We start from the raw sequence: 17,444 nt of genomic DNA on the forward strand, positions 1-17,444 counted from the left end.
TCAGGACCTCGGGATCCGTGAGTCTGCGGCGATGCGGAAGCCCGCGGACAGCTGCTGGCCGGCCCCCCACAGCCGGTCCGCCACGATCGCCGGGATCTCCTGCATCTCGTGGACCCCGGACACGCGGCGGTCCGCCCCCACGGGGTTCGACCGGAACCGCATGAGCGGCGTGAGCTCGAACTCCTCCCGGCTCTGCGACGTCACCGCGGCGATCTCCGTGATCCTGCGCGAGCCGTCCGCTCCGCGCGACAGCTGCACGATGAGGTCGACGGCGGAGTTGATCTGGTCGCGCAGCGCCTCGAACGGGATCTTCACCTCGCTCATGGAGGCCAGGGTCTCCAGACGCGAGACGGCGTCGAGGGTGTTGTTCGCGTGGACGGTCACGAGGGACCCGTCGTGGCCGGTGTTCATCGCCTGGAGCATGTCGAGGGTCTCGCCGCCGCGCACCTCGCCCACGATGATGCGGTCGGGACGCATGCGGAGGCTGTTGCGGACGAGGTCGCGGATCGTCACCTGTCCGCGCCCCTCGACATTCGCCGGCCGTGACTCGAGGCGGATGACATGCGGCTGCTGGAGCTGGAGCTCCGCGGAGTCCTCGATCGTGACGATGCGGTCGTCGTCCGGGATGAGCCCGGACAGGGCGTTGAGCATCGTCGTCTTGCCGGTACCGGTACCGCCGGACACCACGATGTTGAAGCGCGCGCGCACGCAGGCGGCCAGCAGTTCGCGCGAGAGCGCGTCGAAGCTGCCCTTGCCCTGCAGGTCGTCCAGCGAGTACGGGGTGGGGAACCGTCGGATCGTGAGTGTGGGTCCGTCCAGCGCCAGCGGCGGGATGATGACATTCACGCGCTCGCCGGTCGCCAGTCGCGCGTCGACCATGGGCGAGGCCTCGTCGATGCGCCGGTTGACCCCGGCGACGATCCTGTCGATCACCTGCATGAGCTGGTCGTCGCTGGAGAACGACAGCGGCAGGCGCTCCAGCCGTCCGCTGCGCTCCACGTAGATGTCGTCCGGCCCGTTCACCATGATCTCGGTGATCGACTCATCATTCAGCAGCGGCTCGAGGATGCCCAGGCCCAGCGCCTCGTCGACGACGCGCTTGATGATCGCCTGCCGCTCCCGCGCGGCCAGCACCGGCCCGTTGCGGGAGACGAGGTGGCTCATGACCCGCTCGAGCCTCACCCGCCGCTGCGAGGGTCCCAGCTTCTCCAGCTCTTCGAGGTCGATCTCGTCCAGGAGCATACGCCGGTACTCGCGGACGGAGTCGTTGAAGCGCTCCTCCGGGGTCCGCGGTCCGGCGGGACGGGTGTCGTCCGCCTCCCCTCGCACCTCGCGGCTGTATTCCGCGCGCTGCAGCAGTGACATGTCAGCGCACCTCGGTCATCGGCTGCTCGGCATCGCGCGTGACGGTGACCGGCGACACCCATTCGGTGATCCAGTCGAGCGCCAGGATGGGCATCGCGACGGTGACGGAGCACGTGACGGATCCCGTCGAGCTCACCATCGCTGACGAGGTGCACGAGGTCGAGGATCCGCTGCGCAGCGGTGCGGAGAGCGCGGCCTTCCCCGCCGACTGTCCCGCGCCCACCGTCACGACCTCTGCGCGCGCCGCGTTGCGGGCGGCGGAGTTCGCCTGGCTGAGCGCGAACATCGCAAGAGCCGCCTGGAGGCACACCATGACGATGGTGAGCCAGATGAAGAACGTCCCGGTGAATTCGATCGTCGCGGACCCCCGCTCACGCGAGGCCCGTCTGTTCCCCTGCGTCTGCACCGGCGTCTCCGCGTCGATCAGCACGGCCTCGGTCCTAGTCATCGTGCCCCTCACGGCTCCTTCACGATCCCGGCGCTGGCAGGGATCACCAGTTGCAGATCCTTGCTGATGTCGACCAGCAGCGGCGTGCGCATGCGCACGTCCACCTCGGAGGTCCCTTCGCTCACGTTCAGGCCGTCCTGCCAGGCGGCAGGGGTGCGGGCCACCGCCGCGGCGCGGGCGCTGTCGCCCACCGCCGCCGCCCGGGCGCCCTCGTTCGCAGCGTTCGCGGCGAACACCCACGTCATGCCGATGAGCACCGTCTGGAATCCGATTGCGGCGATGAGTCCGAACAGGGCGATGAGCCCCACGAACTCGAGCGTCGACTGGCCGCGCTCGGCTGCCGCACGCCTGCTGAGCGCCCGCCTGCCGGTCCCCCCGCGGACTTCGTCCGCATCGCCGGATGACGGGTCATCGGGCAGTGCGAGCGATTCCGCGCCCTGTCCGTCGACGCCTCGGGCATCACCGCGTCCACCGGATTCCCCCGGTCCGCCCGCGGCATCCCCTTCGAGGGACAGGTCCTGGTCAGCAGCGGCGACCTTCTTCCCGCGCCGCTTCCTCTTCCGCTCCTTCGGCTCGACCGGCAGGTCCAGGCTGTCCGCCGGGACGACCTTCATCTCCACTCCCAGTTCACGGATCCGCTTGGTCCAGCCCGGCAGTGCCAGCGACGGATCGCGGCGGTTTGCCGCCAACTGCAGCGCGCGCTGGTCCGCCGGCAGGTGCACGTCGACGACGGGGAGGCTCACGATCTTGCGCGCTGCCTCCGGCTGGATGTCATCCGTGCGATCGCAGCGATTCAGGATGATCCGCGTCGCCTGCGTGCTCCGCACGCCGATCCGCTGCCACAGCTCGCTGAGCCGTCGCGCGCCGCGCAGGGAGGGGACGTCGGAGGTCGAGACGATGAACGCCTCGTCCGCCATCTCCACGGCCGTCGAGTTGGCCTCTCCCATGACGGAGCCGATGTCGACGATGACGACGTCGTAGCGGGAGCGGAGCATGCCCAGGATCTGCCGGGCCTCGCGCTCCCCCACCAGTTCGCCCTCCTCGCCGTGGCGCGGGCCGAAGAGGACGGAGAAGCCGTCCTCGTGCGTGAAGAGCACGTCCTCCAGCTGGCGTGGCGTCAGCTCGTCGACGACGCCCAGCAGGTCCGTCACCGTCCGGTGCAGCGGCACATTCAGGAGGATGGACTGGTCCGGCTTCTGCAGATCCAGATCGACCAGGGCGACCTTCGCCTGCGGGCGTGCGGCCTGGGCAGCTCGGGCCAGGTGCAGCGCGATGGTGCTGGCTCCGGTCCCGCCCTTCGCTGCACCGATCGTCACCATCGAGCCGCCGCGCGTGTCCGCGCTCAGCTGCTCGTCACTGCGGCTGCGGACAGCCGTCCGCACCGTCTTCGTCCAGTTGAGTGCGGATGTCACACGTGCTGCGACGTCCTCGTAGCTGAGCGGGAATCCCACGACGCCGCGCGCGCCCACGTCCATCGCCTTCGACAGCTTCGTGCCGTCCGGGCTGTCGAGGACGAGGATGATCGCCGTGGACGGCAGCTTGACGGAGGCCTCCAGGCAAAGGTCCCACACGTTCATGGGGGTGACGCCCTCGTCGAGGATCAGCAGATCGATGGAGTCCGGGTCGAGGTCCGCGAGCGCAGGGATGAGAGCGCTTGTCGAGCCGTACTGGCGCTCGACGCTCACGCCCGTATCCGCGAATCCCTGGCGGATCTCCCACGCTCGGCCGCTGTCAGCGCAGCAGAGCACGGCGGTGCTGGTGGATGCGTTCATTCCTGCCTTCTCACTCATCATCGATCGCCCACTAGTCAGCCGTCGCTGCCGATGATCTCCTGCAGGTCGACGTCGTCGAACGTCGTCGCGCCCTCGTCCACCTGCGTGCCCGTCTCGTTGTTGCCCGACCGCATGAGGCGCATGTTCACCGCGAAGGACTCGCCGTAGGCCAGGCGGCCGGCGTCCTCGACACTCACGGCGAAGGTGACGGGCACCATCTGCACCTGCGCTCCGGTCTCATCCGCCGCGCCCACGGCCGCGTTAGGGTCGACGGGCTGGCCCACGGACACGACCTGCGCATTGCGGACCAGGATCCCCGCCGTGTTGTAGGGGATGTCCGCGCGGCGATAGGACTCCGCACCCTGCTCGTTCTCGCGCTCCTTGGCGAACGACGCGATGACGTCGACCGTGTCGCCGGGAGCCACACGCCCGTTGATGCCGGTGTCCGCCTCGAAGTTCACGGAGATCTCGCGCTGTCCGTCCTCCAGGGCCGAGGCCGGCGCGATCATGTCCGTCTGCATCCACGATCCCGCTGCGATCGGCACGGAGGCCTTCTGCCCGGCCAGCTCCTCCTGGCTCGTGACCATCTGCGGAGTGATGTACTTGTTGGGCACCTCCTGCGTCTCCATCTGCGCCGCGTCGAGCGACTGCTGCGCGGGGATGTCCTCCGTCGCGACGTAGACGGTGGAGCGGGGCCCCACCTCCGCACTCACCGACTGCACATAGACGACCAGTGCGATGAAGACGGCGACAGCGCCCAGTCCGGCGATGATCATCATGATGACGCCGCGTCGCTGCTGAGGATTCATGGAGTGTCTTCCTGTTCTGTCTGACCGCCGCACAGGCGGCACGGGTGAGCACTGGTGCTCTCCCGACACCAGGGGCAGTGCCAGTGCCGTGCCTCCGCGCTGTGGCCGGTGATGATCCCGTGCAGGTCCAGCGGGGCGAGGCAGTATTCCGCGATCGGCTTCGTCCCCCACCATGTGTGCGCGGGAATCTGCTTCGCCATCGCCGAGGCCGCACCCAGTCCCCGGACGATCCGACCTGTGCGCTCGTTCTGCACGGCACCATCCTCACCCGCCACGAGGAGCACGCTGGGCGTCCCGGCCGACGGCGAGCCCAGCGGGTCCGTCGTCGACTGCGGTCGGAACCGATGCACCGTCCCGCCTGCCTCGACGAGGAAGCGGGTGGTGGGCCACCAACTGCGCATGTGCTGCAGCAGCGACGGGTTGGGGTCGCGCAGCTTCGACACGGTGGAGAGCACGGCGAAGCAGCGGATCGAGGTTTCGATCCGCGGCAGGAGATCGTGCACGCGAGCTGCGGGCAGCTCCTCGGCCAGCGAGCGCGCCGCCTGCACCAGAGCACTGACGCCCAGCGGGGACAGGCGCGAGCGGTGGATCGTCACGTCCGAGAAGGTCGATGCGGCACGGGCGTGGGAGACCAGCTGCTCCTGTGCCGTGGCCTCGCGCTCGTCGACGATGACGAGGGCCGGACCGGACCCCGCGACGGATCGCAGGGCCTCGTCGATCGAGGCCGGCGGCCCCGCGATGCGGAGCGGGAGATCCTGCAGCGGTGGGGCCTGGGCCGGCGGTGGAGGCACGGTCGGTGCCGGCGGAGGCGCGGCGTGGTGCATCGCGGAGCTCGTCGCCGCCATCGTGCCCTCTCTTCGGAATCCTTCTCAGTAAGTGGTCCAGCTACCGCACCCCGGGCGCAGTCCATCGGTGAAGCTACCACCGAACCACTGGCTGCGCGCACTCCGTCACCTGCCGTTCATGAAGCCTCCCCTTTTGTATCACAGCAGGTCATACGGCATACATTTAAACTTTGACGACTTCTGGGCTCGTGTACTGTCTGCCCCATGCACGCACAGACACTGCACGTTCGTCGCGTCTCAGGACTCGGGATCCGGCGCGTGGGCGCCTTCGCCGCGACCGCCGTCCTCCTGCTCTCCGGGTGCACATCCGGGGGCGAGGACGGGAGCGGCGGAGAGCCCGACGAGAGCGGTGCGGCCACCTCGGAGCAGGCGGACGCACCGCCCGCGATCGTCCAGGAGGGCGGCTTCCACCGGTCGAACACACTCCCGGATCCGGTGGCCGAGCAGATTGTGACTCTTCCCACGGAGAGCGGGACCGGGAGCGCGAAGCTGCAGATCGTCTCGCTCGACTCCGATGGGGAGTCCGTCCGCCTCATCGGCGCCTGGCTGCAGCCGGTCGACGGGGAGGGACTGGCGTCGGACATCCTCACGAGCTCCGCGGAGAGTGTGGGGCTGCGCCCGTGGGTGCGCCTCGTCGATCGGGAGACCGGCACGCTGCTCGAACCGCTCCAGCACGACGGCGGCAGCGGGAACTTCGATCCCGGCTCCCCCGCGAACGTGCCGGACGCCGGTCCCGCGGCGGACACCGTCCACAAGACGCAGTGCGTCTGCTCCGCGGTCGCGAACTCCACGCCCAGCGACCCGTCGAGCGACCCCACCGAGCTCTTCTACCTCGACTTCCCCGCGCCTGCGAGCGACGAGGTCGACGTGCTCGCCGGCGAATCCCTCCAGCCGCTGGCAGATGTGCCCGTCAGCCAGGGGCAGGCGATGACGTACGACGAGGAGCTCACGAACGTGACGATCAGCTCGTCCATCGCGCAGGAGTTCCCGTGGGGCTACGGCGCCGGCGCCACCGTCTCGCGCTCCGTCCCGCTCACCTCCACGGAGGAGACGGTCGGCGGCTCCTTCGTGGAGAAGGACCAGGAGATCACGCGCGTGAATCTGCCCGCGGACGTCCTCTTCGACTTCGACTCGGACGAGCTGACGGACGAGGCCCAGGACATCCTCGACGACTCCGCCGAGCAGCTGAAGGAGGATGCTGCAGGCCAGCCCGTCACGGTCGAGGGCCACACGGACGACGAGGGTGAGGACCCCTACAACCAGGAACTCTCCGAGCGTCGCGCCGCCGCGGTCGAGGAGGAGATGGCGGGCCGTCTCGAGGGCTCCGACATCACGCTGGAGACCGAGGGCTTCGGCGAGACCCGCCCGGCCTTCCCCAACCGCGATTCCCAGAACCAGGCGATCGAGGCGAACCAGGAGAAGAACCGCCGCGTGTCCTTCTCCTTCGAGTCCGTCGAAGACGTCGATGCCGCGGTCGATGCGGGCCGCGAGCTGCCGGACATCCCGGACATGGAGGACGCCGCGACTCCCAATCCGGACGCGATCGCAGAGGGCGTCATGACGGGCACCGGCGACGGCGATGATTCGGAGATCCAGGTGTCCGTCACCGCCTTCGAGCGCTTCGACGACGGGATCCGCCTCGAGGCACAGGTCTCGACGGCGTCGGGGTCCTACGAGGACGACGCGCTGACGGTCACGCGACCGGGGGCCGGCGAGCAGTACTTCGGCCCGAACCCCTATGCGTCCCTGTCGACCTACCCCACGACCGCGAACTTCAGCCTCCTCGACGAGGACGCGCAGACGCTCCTGTCCCCCACGACCGCCGCGTCGACCGACTGCCTGTGCGCGCAGGGTTCGTCGATCGCCACGGACCTGTCGGGCGAACCGCTCACCCTGTGGGCCCACTACTCGGACACGGAGTTCTCCGGTGACGAGGTCGTCCTGCGCATCAGCGACACCGCGCAGCTGCGCCTGCCGGTGCCGGACGACGCGCAGGCGGACGGCTCCCAACCCGGCGACGCGCAGTCAGAAGACGCTCAGTCGGACGACGCACAGCCTTCCGACGCACAGAGCTGAGGAGGCCCGGACCCATGGCACATCGAGGAGTCTTCGCCCCGCTGCGCGCCTCGACCCGGATCGCGCGCCTCCGCATCGAGCCGCCCGCGGCGAACGCCGGTGCAGACGCAGATGACGCGCCGTCTCCGGTCCCTGACCCGTCCTCGGATCGCACCGCGCCCGAGGTCCCGGTCGCGGCGAACTCACTGCGTCGCCTGCGCGGACTCCTCCTGTCTCGGGAGACCGCCCTGCTCATCGTCCCGTGCAGCTCCGTCCACGGCATCGGGATGACCCAGCCGCTCGAGACGGCCTACCTGGCGGAGGACGGCACGGTCCTCCGAACCGCCGCCCTGCGCCCGTGGCACGCGCACGGCCTGGTCCGCGATAGCGTCGCGGTGCTGGAGGCGGCGCCCGGGTCCTTCGAGCGCTGGGGAATCACGGTGGGCGCCCGGGTGGTCCCGGAACCCATCCCGGCGCTGGGGGCACAGGCATGAACGACCGGCTGCGGGATCTGCTGCACGCGGTGTTCCCGCCGCGAGAGAAGGCGTCGAAGGAGGAGCGGCGGGCGGCCTCGGACGCCCGCGCTCCCAAGCTGCTCATCGCCGTCACGATCGTCGCGGCACTCCTGCTGCCGGTGGGCAGCAGCGTGGGGAACCGCCTGACGGGCGCTGTGTGCTCCAGCACCGGCTGCGATCAACCCGTCTCCGTCCTGCCCACGTGCGAAGCGGTGGGGCGCGACCGGCTCATGGCCGGCCAGTTGCTCGCCTTCTCCACGACCAGCATCGACGGCGCGCAGCGCGCCTCGACCTACGGAGACGGACAGGTCGAGGTCGCCGTCGACGATCCGGACCAGCAGGATTCCGTGCTGCTCTACGCGTTCCCGGACAGTGCCGCCGCGCAGCGCTGGCTGCTGGCCGGATCGTCGACGGCGACGGCCGCGATCGACGCCGGTGCCGGTCCGGCCCCGGCCGGCGTCGCGGACGGGTTCCGGGAAGCCGCCGGGACGATCGGCCTCATCGGCGACACGGAGCAGGAACCTCGCGCCACCGCGCAGCGCACCGGCCCCCGGGACGGCGTCCTGGGCGAACTCGAGGAGCGCGACTCGGTCTCCGGCACGTCGCGCCGGGTGACCGTCCTGGATCTGGGGACGGAGGACGGTTCATCCCCGCAGCCCCAGGCGGCGCGCTTCGCAGCCGAGCTGGGTCTCACCGGACTGCTGTCTGTGAGCGTCACGCACGCGCAGGGCGGGACGCCGCAGCGCGTCGAGATCGCCGGCTGGGGTTCCGAGCAGTGGAGCCTCGATGCGCTGCGCGCCGCGGACTCGGCCGGCGACCAGCCGTCCCGCTCGCTCTCCCTGGACGACGACGGTGCCGTGTGGCGGGTCTACTCGCTGGACCTGCGCCGCCAGACGAATGCGACCGTCTTCCACGCCGCATGGGACACTGCGGACGCGTTCGGGACCGACGCCTCGGCCGCACTCCAGGACCGGCTCGCCGGCGATGCGGTCTTCGCGGAGGCGACCATCGCGACGGGACCGGACGCGCAGCCGGAGGACCTCGTCGAGTCGATGGGGCTGAGCATCGTGCGGTCATCCGCGGATCAGGCGATGGAGAAGCAGGTGGTCGACGCGAGATCTGCGGACCTGGCGGTGGCGGGCTCGCAGCTCCAGCCGCTGCTCTCGTGCGACGATCCGGAGGAGCAGCCGGACGAGGAGGATGCGGCCTGATGCTGCACCGTCCGTCCTTCCTCCACGCGCTGTGGTCCCACGCGGCGATCACCCTCGTCATGATCGTCGCGGCGATCTGCGCGGGACCGGCGTTGGGCATGCTGCTGGGGGCGATGCCCGCGGTCGTGCTCCTCGTCGCCGCCCTCTGCCTGGTCCGGTTCGCCTACTCGGAGATCGTGGCTCGCGGGATGCTGGACCGTCGCGCACCGCTGCGCCGCGTGTTCGCGAACGTCCTGCCGGGGGCCTTCCTGGGCACGGCGACGGTCATCCTGCCGTTCACCGTCTGCGCGCTCCTCCTGGCGCAGCCTCCGGACCCGCTGCTCTTCGCAGGGCTGGGGATCGACGCGGCCACCGCGGTCATCGCCGCAGCGGCCGGCTGCCTGTGGGCGATGCGGACAGCCCGCCGTGCGTGAACCGGTGACCGCCGCCGAGGCCGGGGCCCGGAACCGCTGTGGACGGGGCCGTTCTGGGCCCCCGTCTGGGCCCCAGGTTGGGCCTCGCTTTGGGCCTTCGAGCCCATGCGCTCGGCGCGAGTCCGTCCATACGATCACGGCATGGTCCCCTCCTCGCGCTCTGAGCGCTTCGCGTCCCGGTCCGGGTTCGACGATCTGCGACGCCTCTGGCGCACCCGCGGCGAGCGGGGAGCGAGCACGGTCGAGTACGTGGGCGTCATCGTCGTCGTCTCAATCGTCATCATCGCGACCGCCGCGACACCGTGGAAGGCGGACCTCAACGCGGGGATCGAGAAGAGCATCTGCTCGATCCTGTCCCACATCCCCGGCGGTGGCGGCGGTGCCTGCGAGGGGCAGGAGAGCCCCGAGGACGATCTGCCCACCTGCATGGTGTCGGAGGAGACCGACGGCCACGGCTCCAAGGTCGACGTCCTCTTCATCACGCTGGACGGCGGCGTCCAGTTGAAGATCACCAAGTACTCCGACGGCACCGCGGAGGTCTCCCTGGTCGACCAGTGGGGCGGTGGGGTCGACGTCGATGCGGGCAAAGTCAAGGCCGGCGATTACGTGGAGATCGATCTGGGTGCGGGCGGCACCTTCACGTACGGCAACGGCGATACCTGGGTTTTCGACTCGTGGGAGGACGCGGAGCAGTTCGCGCAGGACCAGCAGGACCGCGTCGAGGACTGGCGGAACAAAGTCCCCTTCGTGGGCCCCTGGCTCAACCCGCACGAACCGCCGTCGGACCCGCAGAAGACGTACGACCAGTACGAACTGGACCTGCACGGCGGCGGCGATGCGGGCATCGACCTGGGCGGCGGTGACGACACGGGAGACGGATCCGGAGGGGACGGATCCGGCGGGGACGGCAGCGGGGACGGATCCGGCGACTCAGGCGAAGGTGAGTCGGATGGAGGCGCGAACGTCCCCCAGCAGATCGTCGACCTGCTGCCCGAGGCCGGGGGCGAACTGTCGCTGGGCGGTGAGGTCATCGTCGAGCACGATCGCGGATCCGACCGCGACTCCACCGCCGATGACCAGCGGACGTACTCGATCGAGCTGAAGGGCGACGTCTCCGGCGAGGGCGGTGTCCTGGACGAGTCGATCGGCGGCAATGCGGGAACGGGCACGATCCTCTCCTACACCGTCGACAACGACGGCAATGTGGTGGGCGTGGACATCACCCAGGTGTTCCAAGCCGGCGGCGACGGCACCAGTGACAGCAGCGCGGTCCGCTACAGTGCGGACTTCGACCTGACGGACCCGGCTGCACGTGCGAAGTTCGAGGCCTGGATCCAGAACCCGGGCGGCATCCCCAACCTGAGCGACATCGAGAACAACGGGTTCGAGGGTGCGCTCACCCCGGAGCAGCAGGGGCTCATGGATATCATCAAGGATCCGGACGTCACGGATCTGACGGAGACCTACTACGACAATGTCTTCAACGACGACGGCGACGAGTGGGGCGGCAAGCTCTTCGGCATCGGCCTGGGCTACGGCTTCAACGACGACTCGTCGTCGAGCACCCTGAACGACGCGTACGTGTGGCGGCATGGACCCAACGGCTGGGAGAGGATCCAGAACGTGGACTGCCTGGGACAGTGAGCAGCGCCGCAGGCGCACGGACAGCGGCCGTCTCGCCGGTGTCCGGTGGTCGGAATCGAAGACGTCGACGGAAAGAGGAATGGACGATGATGCACAGAGCACGGATGGCGCTGGCTGCGACGATGGGGCTCACGATGCTCCTCCTGTCAGGCTGCGGTCAGCCCGCGGGGCGTGAGATCCAGGCGGGCCCCGTCACCGTCTCCGTGCCCGAGGAGTGGGTGGACTCCCCCTCCGAGGCACTGTCGGACATGTGGACGGTGGGCGCGGACAGCTCCGTGGACGGCGCGACGGCCCGCGTGCGCATCGCACCGGAGCTGGACTCCGGACCGTACGCGACCTCGGCGCTGTCGGAGGTGTCCTCCCGCGCGACGTTCGAGGGCTGGTACGGCGGCACGTTCCAGCAGGGCACGGAATCGGAGATCTCCGTCGACGGCGCGGACCAGGCCCAGGAGATGCAGTTCGAGTTCACCGGTGCCGGCGACGGCGCGACGTACACCGGCCGCTTCTGGGCGGTGGCGGACCGGTCCAGCGGGAAGACCGCGGTCGTCGAGCTCACGACGAACACGGAGGGCGGCCTCAGCGAGGACCAGATCGAACAGATCCGCAACTCGCTGGAGTTCGATCCCTCGGCGGAGAGCTGACCGGGATGCGGGAGTTCATCCGACCCTGGCTGTGGGCGATCGGGGTGTACTTCACCCTCGACCTGCTCATCTCCCTGCTGGTGGGCACGACCGATCCGCTCTGGTTCCTGATGTGCCCGTTCCTCGCCGCGGTCGCGGCGGACTGGGTGCACGCCCTGCACGGACGGCCGCTGGAGCGCGACCACCTCATCGCGGTCTTCGCGGTGCCCGTCGTGCTGGCGGTGTCGCAGGCGATCATCGCGGCGTTCAGCGGCGTGTTCGCGGGCATGCCGTGGGCCTATGGGGTCTCCCCTGTCATCGCGGTGGCAGCGGCCACCGTCGGATTCGGGCTGAGCGCGTTCGTGCGCGTCTCCCTGCTGGAGCACACACCGGAGACACGGGGGTATGCGCATGAGCACGCACGCTGACGCAGCACGACCGGGTGACACGACGACGGGCGAACCGGCCTCCGACGGGTCGGTCGCAGTCCGGTCGGCATCGACGCGTCCGGCCCCGGACGGCGACACGGCGACCGACCGTTTCGAGTGGCGGGTCTTCCGCCGTGAGGCGCCATCCCGGTTCGTGGTCAGTGCAGTCGTGGGGCTGGGTCTGGGCCTGGCTCTCGTGCAGATCGCGCTGCACGGCTGGGACTTCGCGGGGGTCCTCCCCCTGGCGCTGCTGAGTGCCTGCGGGCCCCTCATCGCGCTGGTCGACGTGCGGGAGCGGCGCATCCCCGATCTGCTGAGCCTGCCGCTGGCGGGGGCGAGCGCTCTGGCACTCGCCGTCCACGCGACGGTGCTGGGCGAGTGGGGGACCGGGGGGCGCGCACTGCTGGGCTTGGTCGCCCTCACTGCAGTCTTCTTCGTCCTGGCGATAGTGAGCCGCGGCGACTTCGGCCTGGGCGATGTGAAGCTGGGCGCCACCCTGGGTGCGTGTCTGGGCGCATTCGGCTGGATGGAGATCGTCGGGGGCGTCTTCCTGGGCTTCGTCGCCGCGCTCCTCTGGGGCCTGTCCGCACTCCTCCTGCAGCGCCTGCGGGGGCGGTCCACCCGCGGGGCGAAGACCACACTGCCCATGGGCCCGTTCCTCGTGGGTGCCACGATCGTCCTGGGCCTGGTCCTGCACGCCTGAGACTCGGGCAGCACAGCACACGCCAAGGGGCGTCCGACAGCATCTGCTGTCGGACGCCCCTGCTCATCGTGCTGCGTGCCGCTCGCGTCACCGCACGGCGGTCAGCCGCAGGCCCTTCTCCTCGCACTCCGCCGGTCGGTCCACCGTCACGGCATCGCCGTCGTGGATGTCGCCGGACAGGATCTGCTTGGCCAGCCGGTCGCCGATCTCACGCTGCACGAGCCTGCGCAGCGGGCGAGCGCCGTAGGCGGGGTCGTAGCCCTCGATCGCCAGCCAGTCCTTCGCCGCGTCCGTCGCGGTGAGCGTGATCCGCTTCTCCGCGAGCCGCTTCTGCATCAGCCCGATCTGCAGGTCGACGATGCGGGAGAGCTCCTTCGTGCTCAGTGCGTCGAAGACGACGACGTCATCCAGGCGGTTGAGGAACTCCGGCTTGAACGACAGGTTCACGATGTCCATGACCTTCGCCCGCTGCTCATCCTTGGCCAGGCTCTGATCCACCAGGAACTGCGAGCCCAGGTTGGACGTGAGGATGAGGATCGTGTTCCGGAAGTCCACGGTCCGCCCCTGCCCGTCCGTCAGCCGGCCGTCGTCCAGAACCTGCAGCAGGATGTCGAACACGTCCGGGTGGGCCTTCTCGACCTCGTCCAGCAGCACGACGGAGTACGGTCGCCGGCGGACGGCCTCGGTGAGCTGACCGCCGGACTCATAGCCCACGTACCCGGGAGGCGCGCCGACCAGGCGGGACACGGAGTGCTTCTCGCCGTACTCGCTCATGTCGACGCGGATCATCGCGCGCTCGTCATCGAAGAGGAAGTCGGCCAGGGACTTCGCCAGCTCCGTCTTGCCCACACCCGTGGGGCCCAGGAACAGGAACGAGCCCGTGGGCCGGTCCGGATCGGACACTCCCGCGCGTGAGCGCCTGATCGCGTCCGACACCGTCTCGACCGCCGCATGCTGGCCGATGAGCCGCCTGCCGATCTCGTCCTCCGCGTGGAGCAGCTTCTCCCGCTCCCCCTGCAGCAGGCGGCCGGCGGGGATGCCGGTCCAGGCGGCGACGACCTCGGCGATGTCGTCCGCCGTCACGTGGTCGCCCACCATGGGCCGGCCGGTGCCCGTCCCGGAACCGGAGCCCGCATCCTCGGCCTCTGCGGCCTCGGCGGCGGCGATCTCCTTCTCCACGGCGGGGATCTCCCCGTAGAGCAGGCGGGAGGCGGTCGCCAGGTCCGTGTCGCGGCGGGCGACCTCGGCCTGGTTGCGCAGGTCGTCGAGCTTCTCCTTGAGGTCGCCCACCCGGTTGAGGCCCGCACGCTGGCGCTCCCAGACGGCGGTGAGGCCGGCCAGGTCCTCCTGCTTGTCCGCGAGCTCCTGCTGCAGCGCCTTCAGGCGCTCCTTCGATGCCGCGTCGGATTCGTTCGACAGCGCCATCTCCTCCATCTTGAGGCGGTCGACGGAGCGCTGCAGCTCGTCGATCTCGATGGGTGCGGAGTCGATCTCCATGCGCAGGCGGGAGGCGGCCTCGTCGACCAGGTCGATCGCCTTGTCCGGCAGCTGCCGATCAGCGATGTACCGGTTCGACAGCGACGCCGCGGCGACCAGGGCGGAGTCCGCGATCGTCACCTTGTGGTGCGCCTCGTAGCGCTCCTTGAGCCCGCGGAGGATCGCGACGGAGTCCTCGACGCTGGGCTCGCCCACGAACACCTGCTGGAAGCGGCGCTCCAGCGCGGGGTCCTTCTCGATGTTCTCCCGGTACTCGTCCAGTGTGGTCGCGCCGATCATGCGCAGCTCGCCGCGCGCCAGCATGGGCTTGAGCATGTTGCCGGCGTCCATCGACGAATCGCCGCCGGCGCCCGCGCCGACGAGCGTGTGGATCTCGTCGATGAACGTGACGACCTCGCCGTCGGACTCCTTGATCTCCTCGAGCACGGCCTTGAGCCGCTCCTCGAACTCGCCGCGGTACTTGGCGCCCGCGACCATCGCGGACAGGTCCAGGCTGACGAGCTGCTTGTTCCGCAGCGATTCCGGCACGTCACCGGCGACGATGCGCTGCGCGAGGCCTTCCACGACGGCGGTCTTGCCGACGCCGGGCTCGCCGATCAGCACCGGGTTGTTCTTCGTGCGGCGGCTGAGCACCTGCACGACCCGGCGGATCTCCGCGTCGCGGCCGATCACGGGGTCCAGCTTGCCCTCGCGCGCGACCGCGGTGAGGTCGACGCCGAACTTCTCGAGCGACTGGAACGTGGACTCCGGGTCCTCGCTGGTGACCTTCTTCCCGCCGCGCACCTGGTCCAGCACGGCCAGCAGCGCGTCGCGGCCCGCGCCGGCGCGCTGCAGCGCCTGGCCGATGTCGCCGGTGTCCGCCGCCGCCCCCAGCAGCAGGTGCTCGGTGGAGACGAACTGGTCGCCCAGCGCCTGCATCTCCTGCTCCGCCGCATTGATGAGCTGCATGGACGGCCGCGAGAGGCCCGGCTGGGTCACGGACGACCCGGAGACGGTCGGCTGGCCGTCGAGCACTCGCTTCGCGGCACTCGCCGCATCCGCCGCCGAGGCCCCCGCCGCTTCCAGCAGCGACACCGCGATGCTGTCCGGCTGGGCGACGAGCTGGGCGAGCAGATGGGCGGGTTCGATGTGGCCGTGACCGCGAGCCACGGCATCCTTCGCCGCAGCCCCCAGCACTTCCTGACTCTTGGTGGTGAACTTCGCTTCCATAGGTCCTTCTTCCCACAGGGGTGATTCGTATGCCAGAAGAACGTCATCAAAGTTGAGCCTATTCCACTCAAGGCAAAGTTTCTGGAACGTCCTGTCGCCAGGATGATGTGACGCCTAGCATGGCGGCATGGCTGATCTGATCCTCTCCTCCACACAGGGCACCGTCTCGACGCTCACCCTCAACTCACCGCAGACCCGCAACGCGCTGTCGACCGAACTCATGAGTCGACTGCGCGACGCACTCGCGGCGATCGGCGAGGACACCTCCGTGCACGTCGTCGTCCTCGCGGCAGAGGGCCCCACCTTCTCCTCCGGCCACGACCTCAAGGAGGTCCGGGGCGCGGATCACGCCCGCCAGCAGGAGATCTTCGACGTCTGCACGGAGCTCATGCTCACGATCCAGCGGATCCCCCAGCCCGTCATCGCCCGCGTCCACGGGCTGGCGACCGCTGCGGGTGCGCAGCTGGCGGCGACGTGCGATCTGGTGGTCGCGGCGAAGTCCGCCGCTTTCGCCACGCCGGGCGTGAAGATCGGACTGTTCTGCTCCACCCCGGGCGTGGCCATCGCGCGCGCCCTGCCCACCAAGCAGGCCATGCGGATGCTGCTGACCGGCGACCCCGTCAGCGCGGAGCGGGCGCTGGAGCTGGGGATGGTGTCGGACGTCGTGGACGACGACCAGCTGATCCGCGCCACGGACGAACTCGCGGTGAAGATCGCGCAGGCGTCCTCCGCCACCGTGGCGATCGGCAAGGAGGCGTTCTACCGCCAGGTCAGCATGCCCGTCGAGGACGCGTACCAGGAGATGTCGAAGACGATGGCCGCGAACGCGGTGCTCGATGACGCGCAGGAGGGGATCGACGCGTTCCTCACCAAGCGCGCACCGGAGTGGAAGGGCCGCTGAACCCGCGCCACAGGCTAGCCTGGTGCCGACCCCCTTGGAATGAGGAGCCCGCCACCCCATGACCGTCATCGTCACCGGCGCCACCGGACTGGTCGGAGAGGCCGTCGTGCGCGATCTGCTGGCGCGCGGCACCCCCGTCCTCACCGTCGGCCGACAGAACCCCGACCTCCCGTCGCACGTCCACCACATCGACTGGGACCTCCGCCAGGACGCACCCGTCGACGTCACGGCGCTCGCACGACGCGTCACCGCGGTCGTCCACTGCGCCCGACTGAGCACCGACTGGGGTGCGCCGGAGGATTTCCACGACATCAACGTCGTCGGCACGCGGAAGGTGCTCGACGCCTTCCCCCGCGCACGCTTCATCCACCTGTCCTCGACCGCCGTCTACGGACTGCACCGGGATCATGCGCGGCTCTACGAGGAGGCCGGGCCGCTCGACATCGACGAGTACCGCGATGAGTTCGCGCGGACCGCAGCGCTCGCAGAGGGCGTGCTCACGCGCGTCCGCCCCGACGCCCTGGTGCTGCGTCCCGCACGCCTCTACTCCCCCGGTCAGGACGACGGCGTGATCGAGACGCTCACGCGCTTCTCACGACGGGGCGTCCTCACCCTGCCTGACGGTGCGAAGAACCAGACGATGCTCGCGCATGTGGACACCGTCGTCGCCGCAGCGATCGCGGGACTCGACCGCCCACGCGTCAGCGGCCCGGTGAACATCGCGGATCCGCAGCCCTACGTGCTCCACGAGGCGATCAACACCTACATCGCGCGGACGGATCACCCGCATATGACGCTCGATTCTCGTCCGGCCGACCTGGCGAAGGCGCGCGCGTGGATCGCCCAGAAGCGCATCAAGGCGCCGACTGCCAGGAACCGTCCGCCGCACACGACCGCGGAGATCGAGGCGTACGTGCGGGAGCGGACCTACGACCTGTCGCGCCTGCGCTCCCTGCTGGACATCGAGCCGGTCCAGCACCTCTCGCCGCAGGACTGAACGGGTCGACGG

Annotated in this window: 16 protein-coding genes; 10 read left to right on the forward strand and 6 right to left on the reverse strand. The window is 69.8% G+C overall.

Annotated features, from left to right (window positions below; all coding sequences use genetic code 11):
* Genes BSP109_RS05280 through BSP109_RS05300 form a run of 5 tightly spaced genes read right to left on the reverse strand, consistent with a single transcriptional unit; the run spans position 1 to position 5,239 of the window.
* The gene (locus BSP109_RS05280; protein WP_101599620.1) at positions 1 to 1,365 is read right to left on the reverse strand and encodes a CpaF family protein; all 1,365 of its coding nucleotides are present in this window, start codon (positions 1,363 to 1,365) and stop codon (positions 1 to 3) included.
* 1 nt (position 1,366) lies between these two features.
* Entirely contained in the window at positions 1,367 to 1,813 is a 447-nt protein-coding gene (locus BSP109_RS05285; protein ID WP_101599621.1) for a TadE/TadG family type IV pilus assembly protein, read from the reverse strand.
* An 8-nt stretch (positions 1,814 to 1,821) separates the two neighbouring features.
* A complete protein-coding gene (locus BSP109_RS05290; RefSeq protein ID WP_180959621.1) occupies positions 1,822 to 3,585 on the reverse strand; it encodes an AAA family ATPase in 1,764 nt (587 codons plus the stop codon).
* 35 nt (positions 3,586 to 3,620) lie between these two features.
* Positions 3,621 to 4,394 (reverse strand): Flp pilus assembly protein CpaB, encoded by a 774-nt coding sequence (gene cpaB / locus BSP109_RS05295; RefSeq protein WP_101599623.1) that lies wholly within the window; start codon positions 4,392 to 4,394, stop codon positions 3,621 to 3,623.
* The gene (locus BSP109_RS05300) at positions 4,391 to 5,239 is read right to left on the reverse strand and encodes a hypothetical protein (RefSeq protein WP_101599624.1); all 849 of its coding nucleotides are present in this window, start codon (positions 5,237 to 5,239) and stop codon (positions 4,391 to 4,393) included. The genes cpaB and BSP109_RS05300 overlap by 4 nt, the downstream gene beginning before the upstream one ends.
* Before the next feature lie 204 nt (positions 5,240 to 5,443).
* On the opposite strand from BSP109_RS05300, the gene BSP109_RS05305 reads away from it, so the two are divergent.
* The 8 genes from BSP109_RS05305 (at position 5,444) to BSP109_RS05335 (ending at position 12,828) form a co-directional block, all read left to right on the forward strand.
* The gene (locus BSP109_RS05305; protein ID WP_101599625.1) at positions 5,444 to 7,315 is read left to right on the forward strand and encodes an OmpA family protein; all 1,872 of its coding nucleotides are present in this window, start codon (positions 5,444 to 5,446) and stop codon (positions 7,313 to 7,315) included.
* A gap of 14 nt (positions 7,316 to 7,329) precedes the next feature.
* A complete protein-coding gene (locus BSP109_RS05310) occupies positions 7,330 to 7,788 on the forward strand; it encodes a DUF192 domain-containing protein (protein WP_101599626.1) in 459 nt (152 codons plus the stop codon).
* On the forward strand, positions 7,785 to 9,020 hold the full coding sequence (locus BSP109_RS05315; protein WP_101599627.1) for a hypothetical protein: 1,236 nt from the start codon (positions 7,785 to 7,787) through the stop codon (positions 9,018 to 9,020). Before BSP109_RS05310 ends, BSP109_RS05315 begins: the two co-directional genes overlap by 4 nt.
* Complete coding sequence (locus BSP109_RS05320; protein ID WP_101599628.1) at positions 9,020 to 9,433, forward strand: hypothetical protein; 414 nt, start codon at positions 9,020 to 9,022, stop codon at positions 9,431 to 9,433. Before BSP109_RS05315 ends, BSP109_RS05320 begins: the two co-directional genes overlap by 1 nt.
* Positions 9,434 to 9,574: 141 nt before the next feature.
* Positions 9,575 to 11,077, forward strand: coding sequence for a hypothetical protein (locus BSP109_RS05325; protein ID WP_101599629.1), 1,503 nt, complete (start codon positions 9,575 to 9,577; stop codon positions 11,075 to 11,077).
* 86 nt (positions 11,078 to 11,163) lie between these two features.
* Positions 11,164 to 11,718, forward strand: coding sequence for a hypothetical protein (locus tag BSP109_RS05330; RefSeq protein ID WP_146001084.1), 555 nt, complete (start codon positions 11,164 to 11,166; stop codon positions 11,716 to 11,718).
* 5 nt (positions 11,719 to 11,723) lie between these two features.
* Positions 11,724 to 12,125, forward strand: coding sequence for a hypothetical protein (locus BSP109_RS16885; protein ID WP_146001085.1), 402 nt, complete (start codon positions 11,724 to 11,726; stop codon positions 12,123 to 12,125).
* Positions 12,109 to 12,828: a prepilin peptidase gene (locus BSP109_RS05335; protein ID WP_180959622.1), complete on the forward strand. Its 720-nt coding sequence runs from the start codon at positions 12,109 to 12,111 to the stop codon at positions 12,826 to 12,828. The genes BSP109_RS16885 and BSP109_RS05335 overlap by 17 nt, the downstream gene beginning before the upstream one ends.
* 87 nt (positions 12,829 to 12,915) lie before the next feature.
* Here BSP109_RS05335 and clpB read toward each other — a convergent pair whose 3' ends face one another.
* Positions 12,916 to 15,534 (reverse strand): ATP-dependent chaperone ClpB, encoded by a 2,619-nt coding sequence (clpB, locus tag BSP109_RS05340; RefSeq protein WP_101599632.1) that lies wholly within the window; start codon positions 15,532 to 15,534, stop codon positions 12,916 to 12,918.
* Between the two features lie 127 nt (positions 15,535 to 15,661).
* On the opposite strand from clpB, the gene BSP109_RS05345 reads away from it, so the two are divergent.
* Entirely contained in the window at positions 15,662 to 16,435 is a 774-nt protein-coding gene (locus tag BSP109_RS05345; RefSeq protein ID WP_101599633.1) for an enoyl-CoA hydratase, read from the forward strand.
* A gap of 58 nt (positions 16,436 to 16,493) precedes the next feature.
* Positions 16,494 to 17,432 (forward strand): NAD(P)-dependent oxidoreductase, encoded by a 939-nt coding sequence (locus BSP109_RS05350; RefSeq protein WP_101599634.1) that lies wholly within the window; start codon positions 16,494 to 16,496, stop codon positions 17,430 to 17,432.
* Positions 17,433 to 17,444: the final 12 nt, after the last annotated feature.

The organism is Brevibacterium sp. Mu109 (genome assembly GCF_900169375.1).
Taxonomy (GTDB): Bacteria; Actinomycetota; Actinomycetes; order Actinomycetales; family Brevibacteriaceae; genus Brevibacterium; species Brevibacterium yomogidense_A.

What these genes read in the sequence shown, in the direction of transcription:
- BSP109_RS05280 (WP_101599620.1), bottom strand. Translation starts at nt 1,365, where the DNA reads ATGTCACTGCTGCAGCGCGCGGAATACAGCCGCGAGGTGCGAGGGGAG.
- BSP109_RS05285 (WP_101599621.1), bottom strand. Translation starts at nt 1,813, where the DNA reads ATGACTAGGACCGAGGCCGTGCTGATCGACGCGGAGACGCCGGTGCAG.
- BSP109_RS05290 (WP_180959621.1), bottom strand. Translation starts at nt 3,585, where the DNA reads ATGAACGCATCCACCAGCACCGCCGTGCTCTGCTGCGCTGACAGCGGC.
- cpaB (WP_101599623.1), bottom strand. Translation starts at nt 4,394, where the DNA reads ATGAATCCTCAGCAGCGACGCGGCGTCATCATGATGATCATCGCCGGA.
- BSP109_RS05300 (WP_101599624.1), bottom strand. Translation starts at nt 5,239, where the DNA reads ATGGCGGCGACGAGCTCCGCGATGCACCACGCCGCGCCTCCGCCGGCA.
- BSP109_RS05305 (WP_101599625.1), top strand. Translation starts at nt 5,444, where the DNA reads ATGCACGCACAGACACTGCACGTTCGTCGCGTCTCAGGACTCGGGATC.
- BSP109_RS05310 (WP_101599626.1), top strand. Translation starts at nt 7,330, where the DNA reads ATGGCACATCGAGGAGTCTTCGCCCCGCTGCGCGCCTCGACCCGGATC.
- BSP109_RS05315 (WP_101599627.1), top strand. Translation starts at nt 7,785, where the DNA reads ATGAACGACCGGCTGCGGGATCTGCTGCACGCGGTGTTCCCGCCGCGA.
- BSP109_RS05320 (WP_101599628.1), top strand. Translation starts at nt 9,020, where the DNA reads ATGCTGCACCGTCCGTCCTTCCTCCACGCGCTGTGGTCCCACGCGGCG.
- BSP109_RS05325 (WP_101599629.1), top strand. Translation starts at nt 9,575, where the DNA reads ATGGTCCCCTCCTCGCGCTCTGAGCGCTTCGCGTCCCGGTCCGGGTTC.
- BSP109_RS05330 (WP_146001084.1), top strand. Translation starts at nt 11,164, where the DNA reads ATGATGCACAGAGCACGGATGGCGCTGGCTGCGACGATGGGGCTCACG.
- BSP109_RS16885 (WP_146001085.1), top strand. Translation starts at nt 11,724, where the DNA reads ATGCGGGAGTTCATCCGACCCTGGCTGTGGGCGATCGGGGTGTACTTC.
- BSP109_RS05335 (WP_180959622.1), top strand. Translation starts at nt 12,109, where the DNA reads ATGAGCACGCACGCTGACGCAGCACGACCGGGTGACACGACGACGGGC.
- clpB (WP_101599632.1), bottom strand. Translation starts at nt 15,534, where the DNA reads ATGGAAGCGAAGTTCACCACCAAGAGTCAGGAAGTGCTGGGGGCTGCG.
- BSP109_RS05345 (WP_101599633.1), top strand. Translation starts at nt 15,662, where the DNA reads ATGGCTGATCTGATCCTCTCCTCCACACAGGGCACCGTCTCGACGCTC.
- BSP109_RS05350 (WP_101599634.1), top strand. Translation starts at nt 16,494, where the DNA reads ATGACCGTCATCGTCACCGGCGCCACCGGACTGGTCGGAGAGGCCGTC.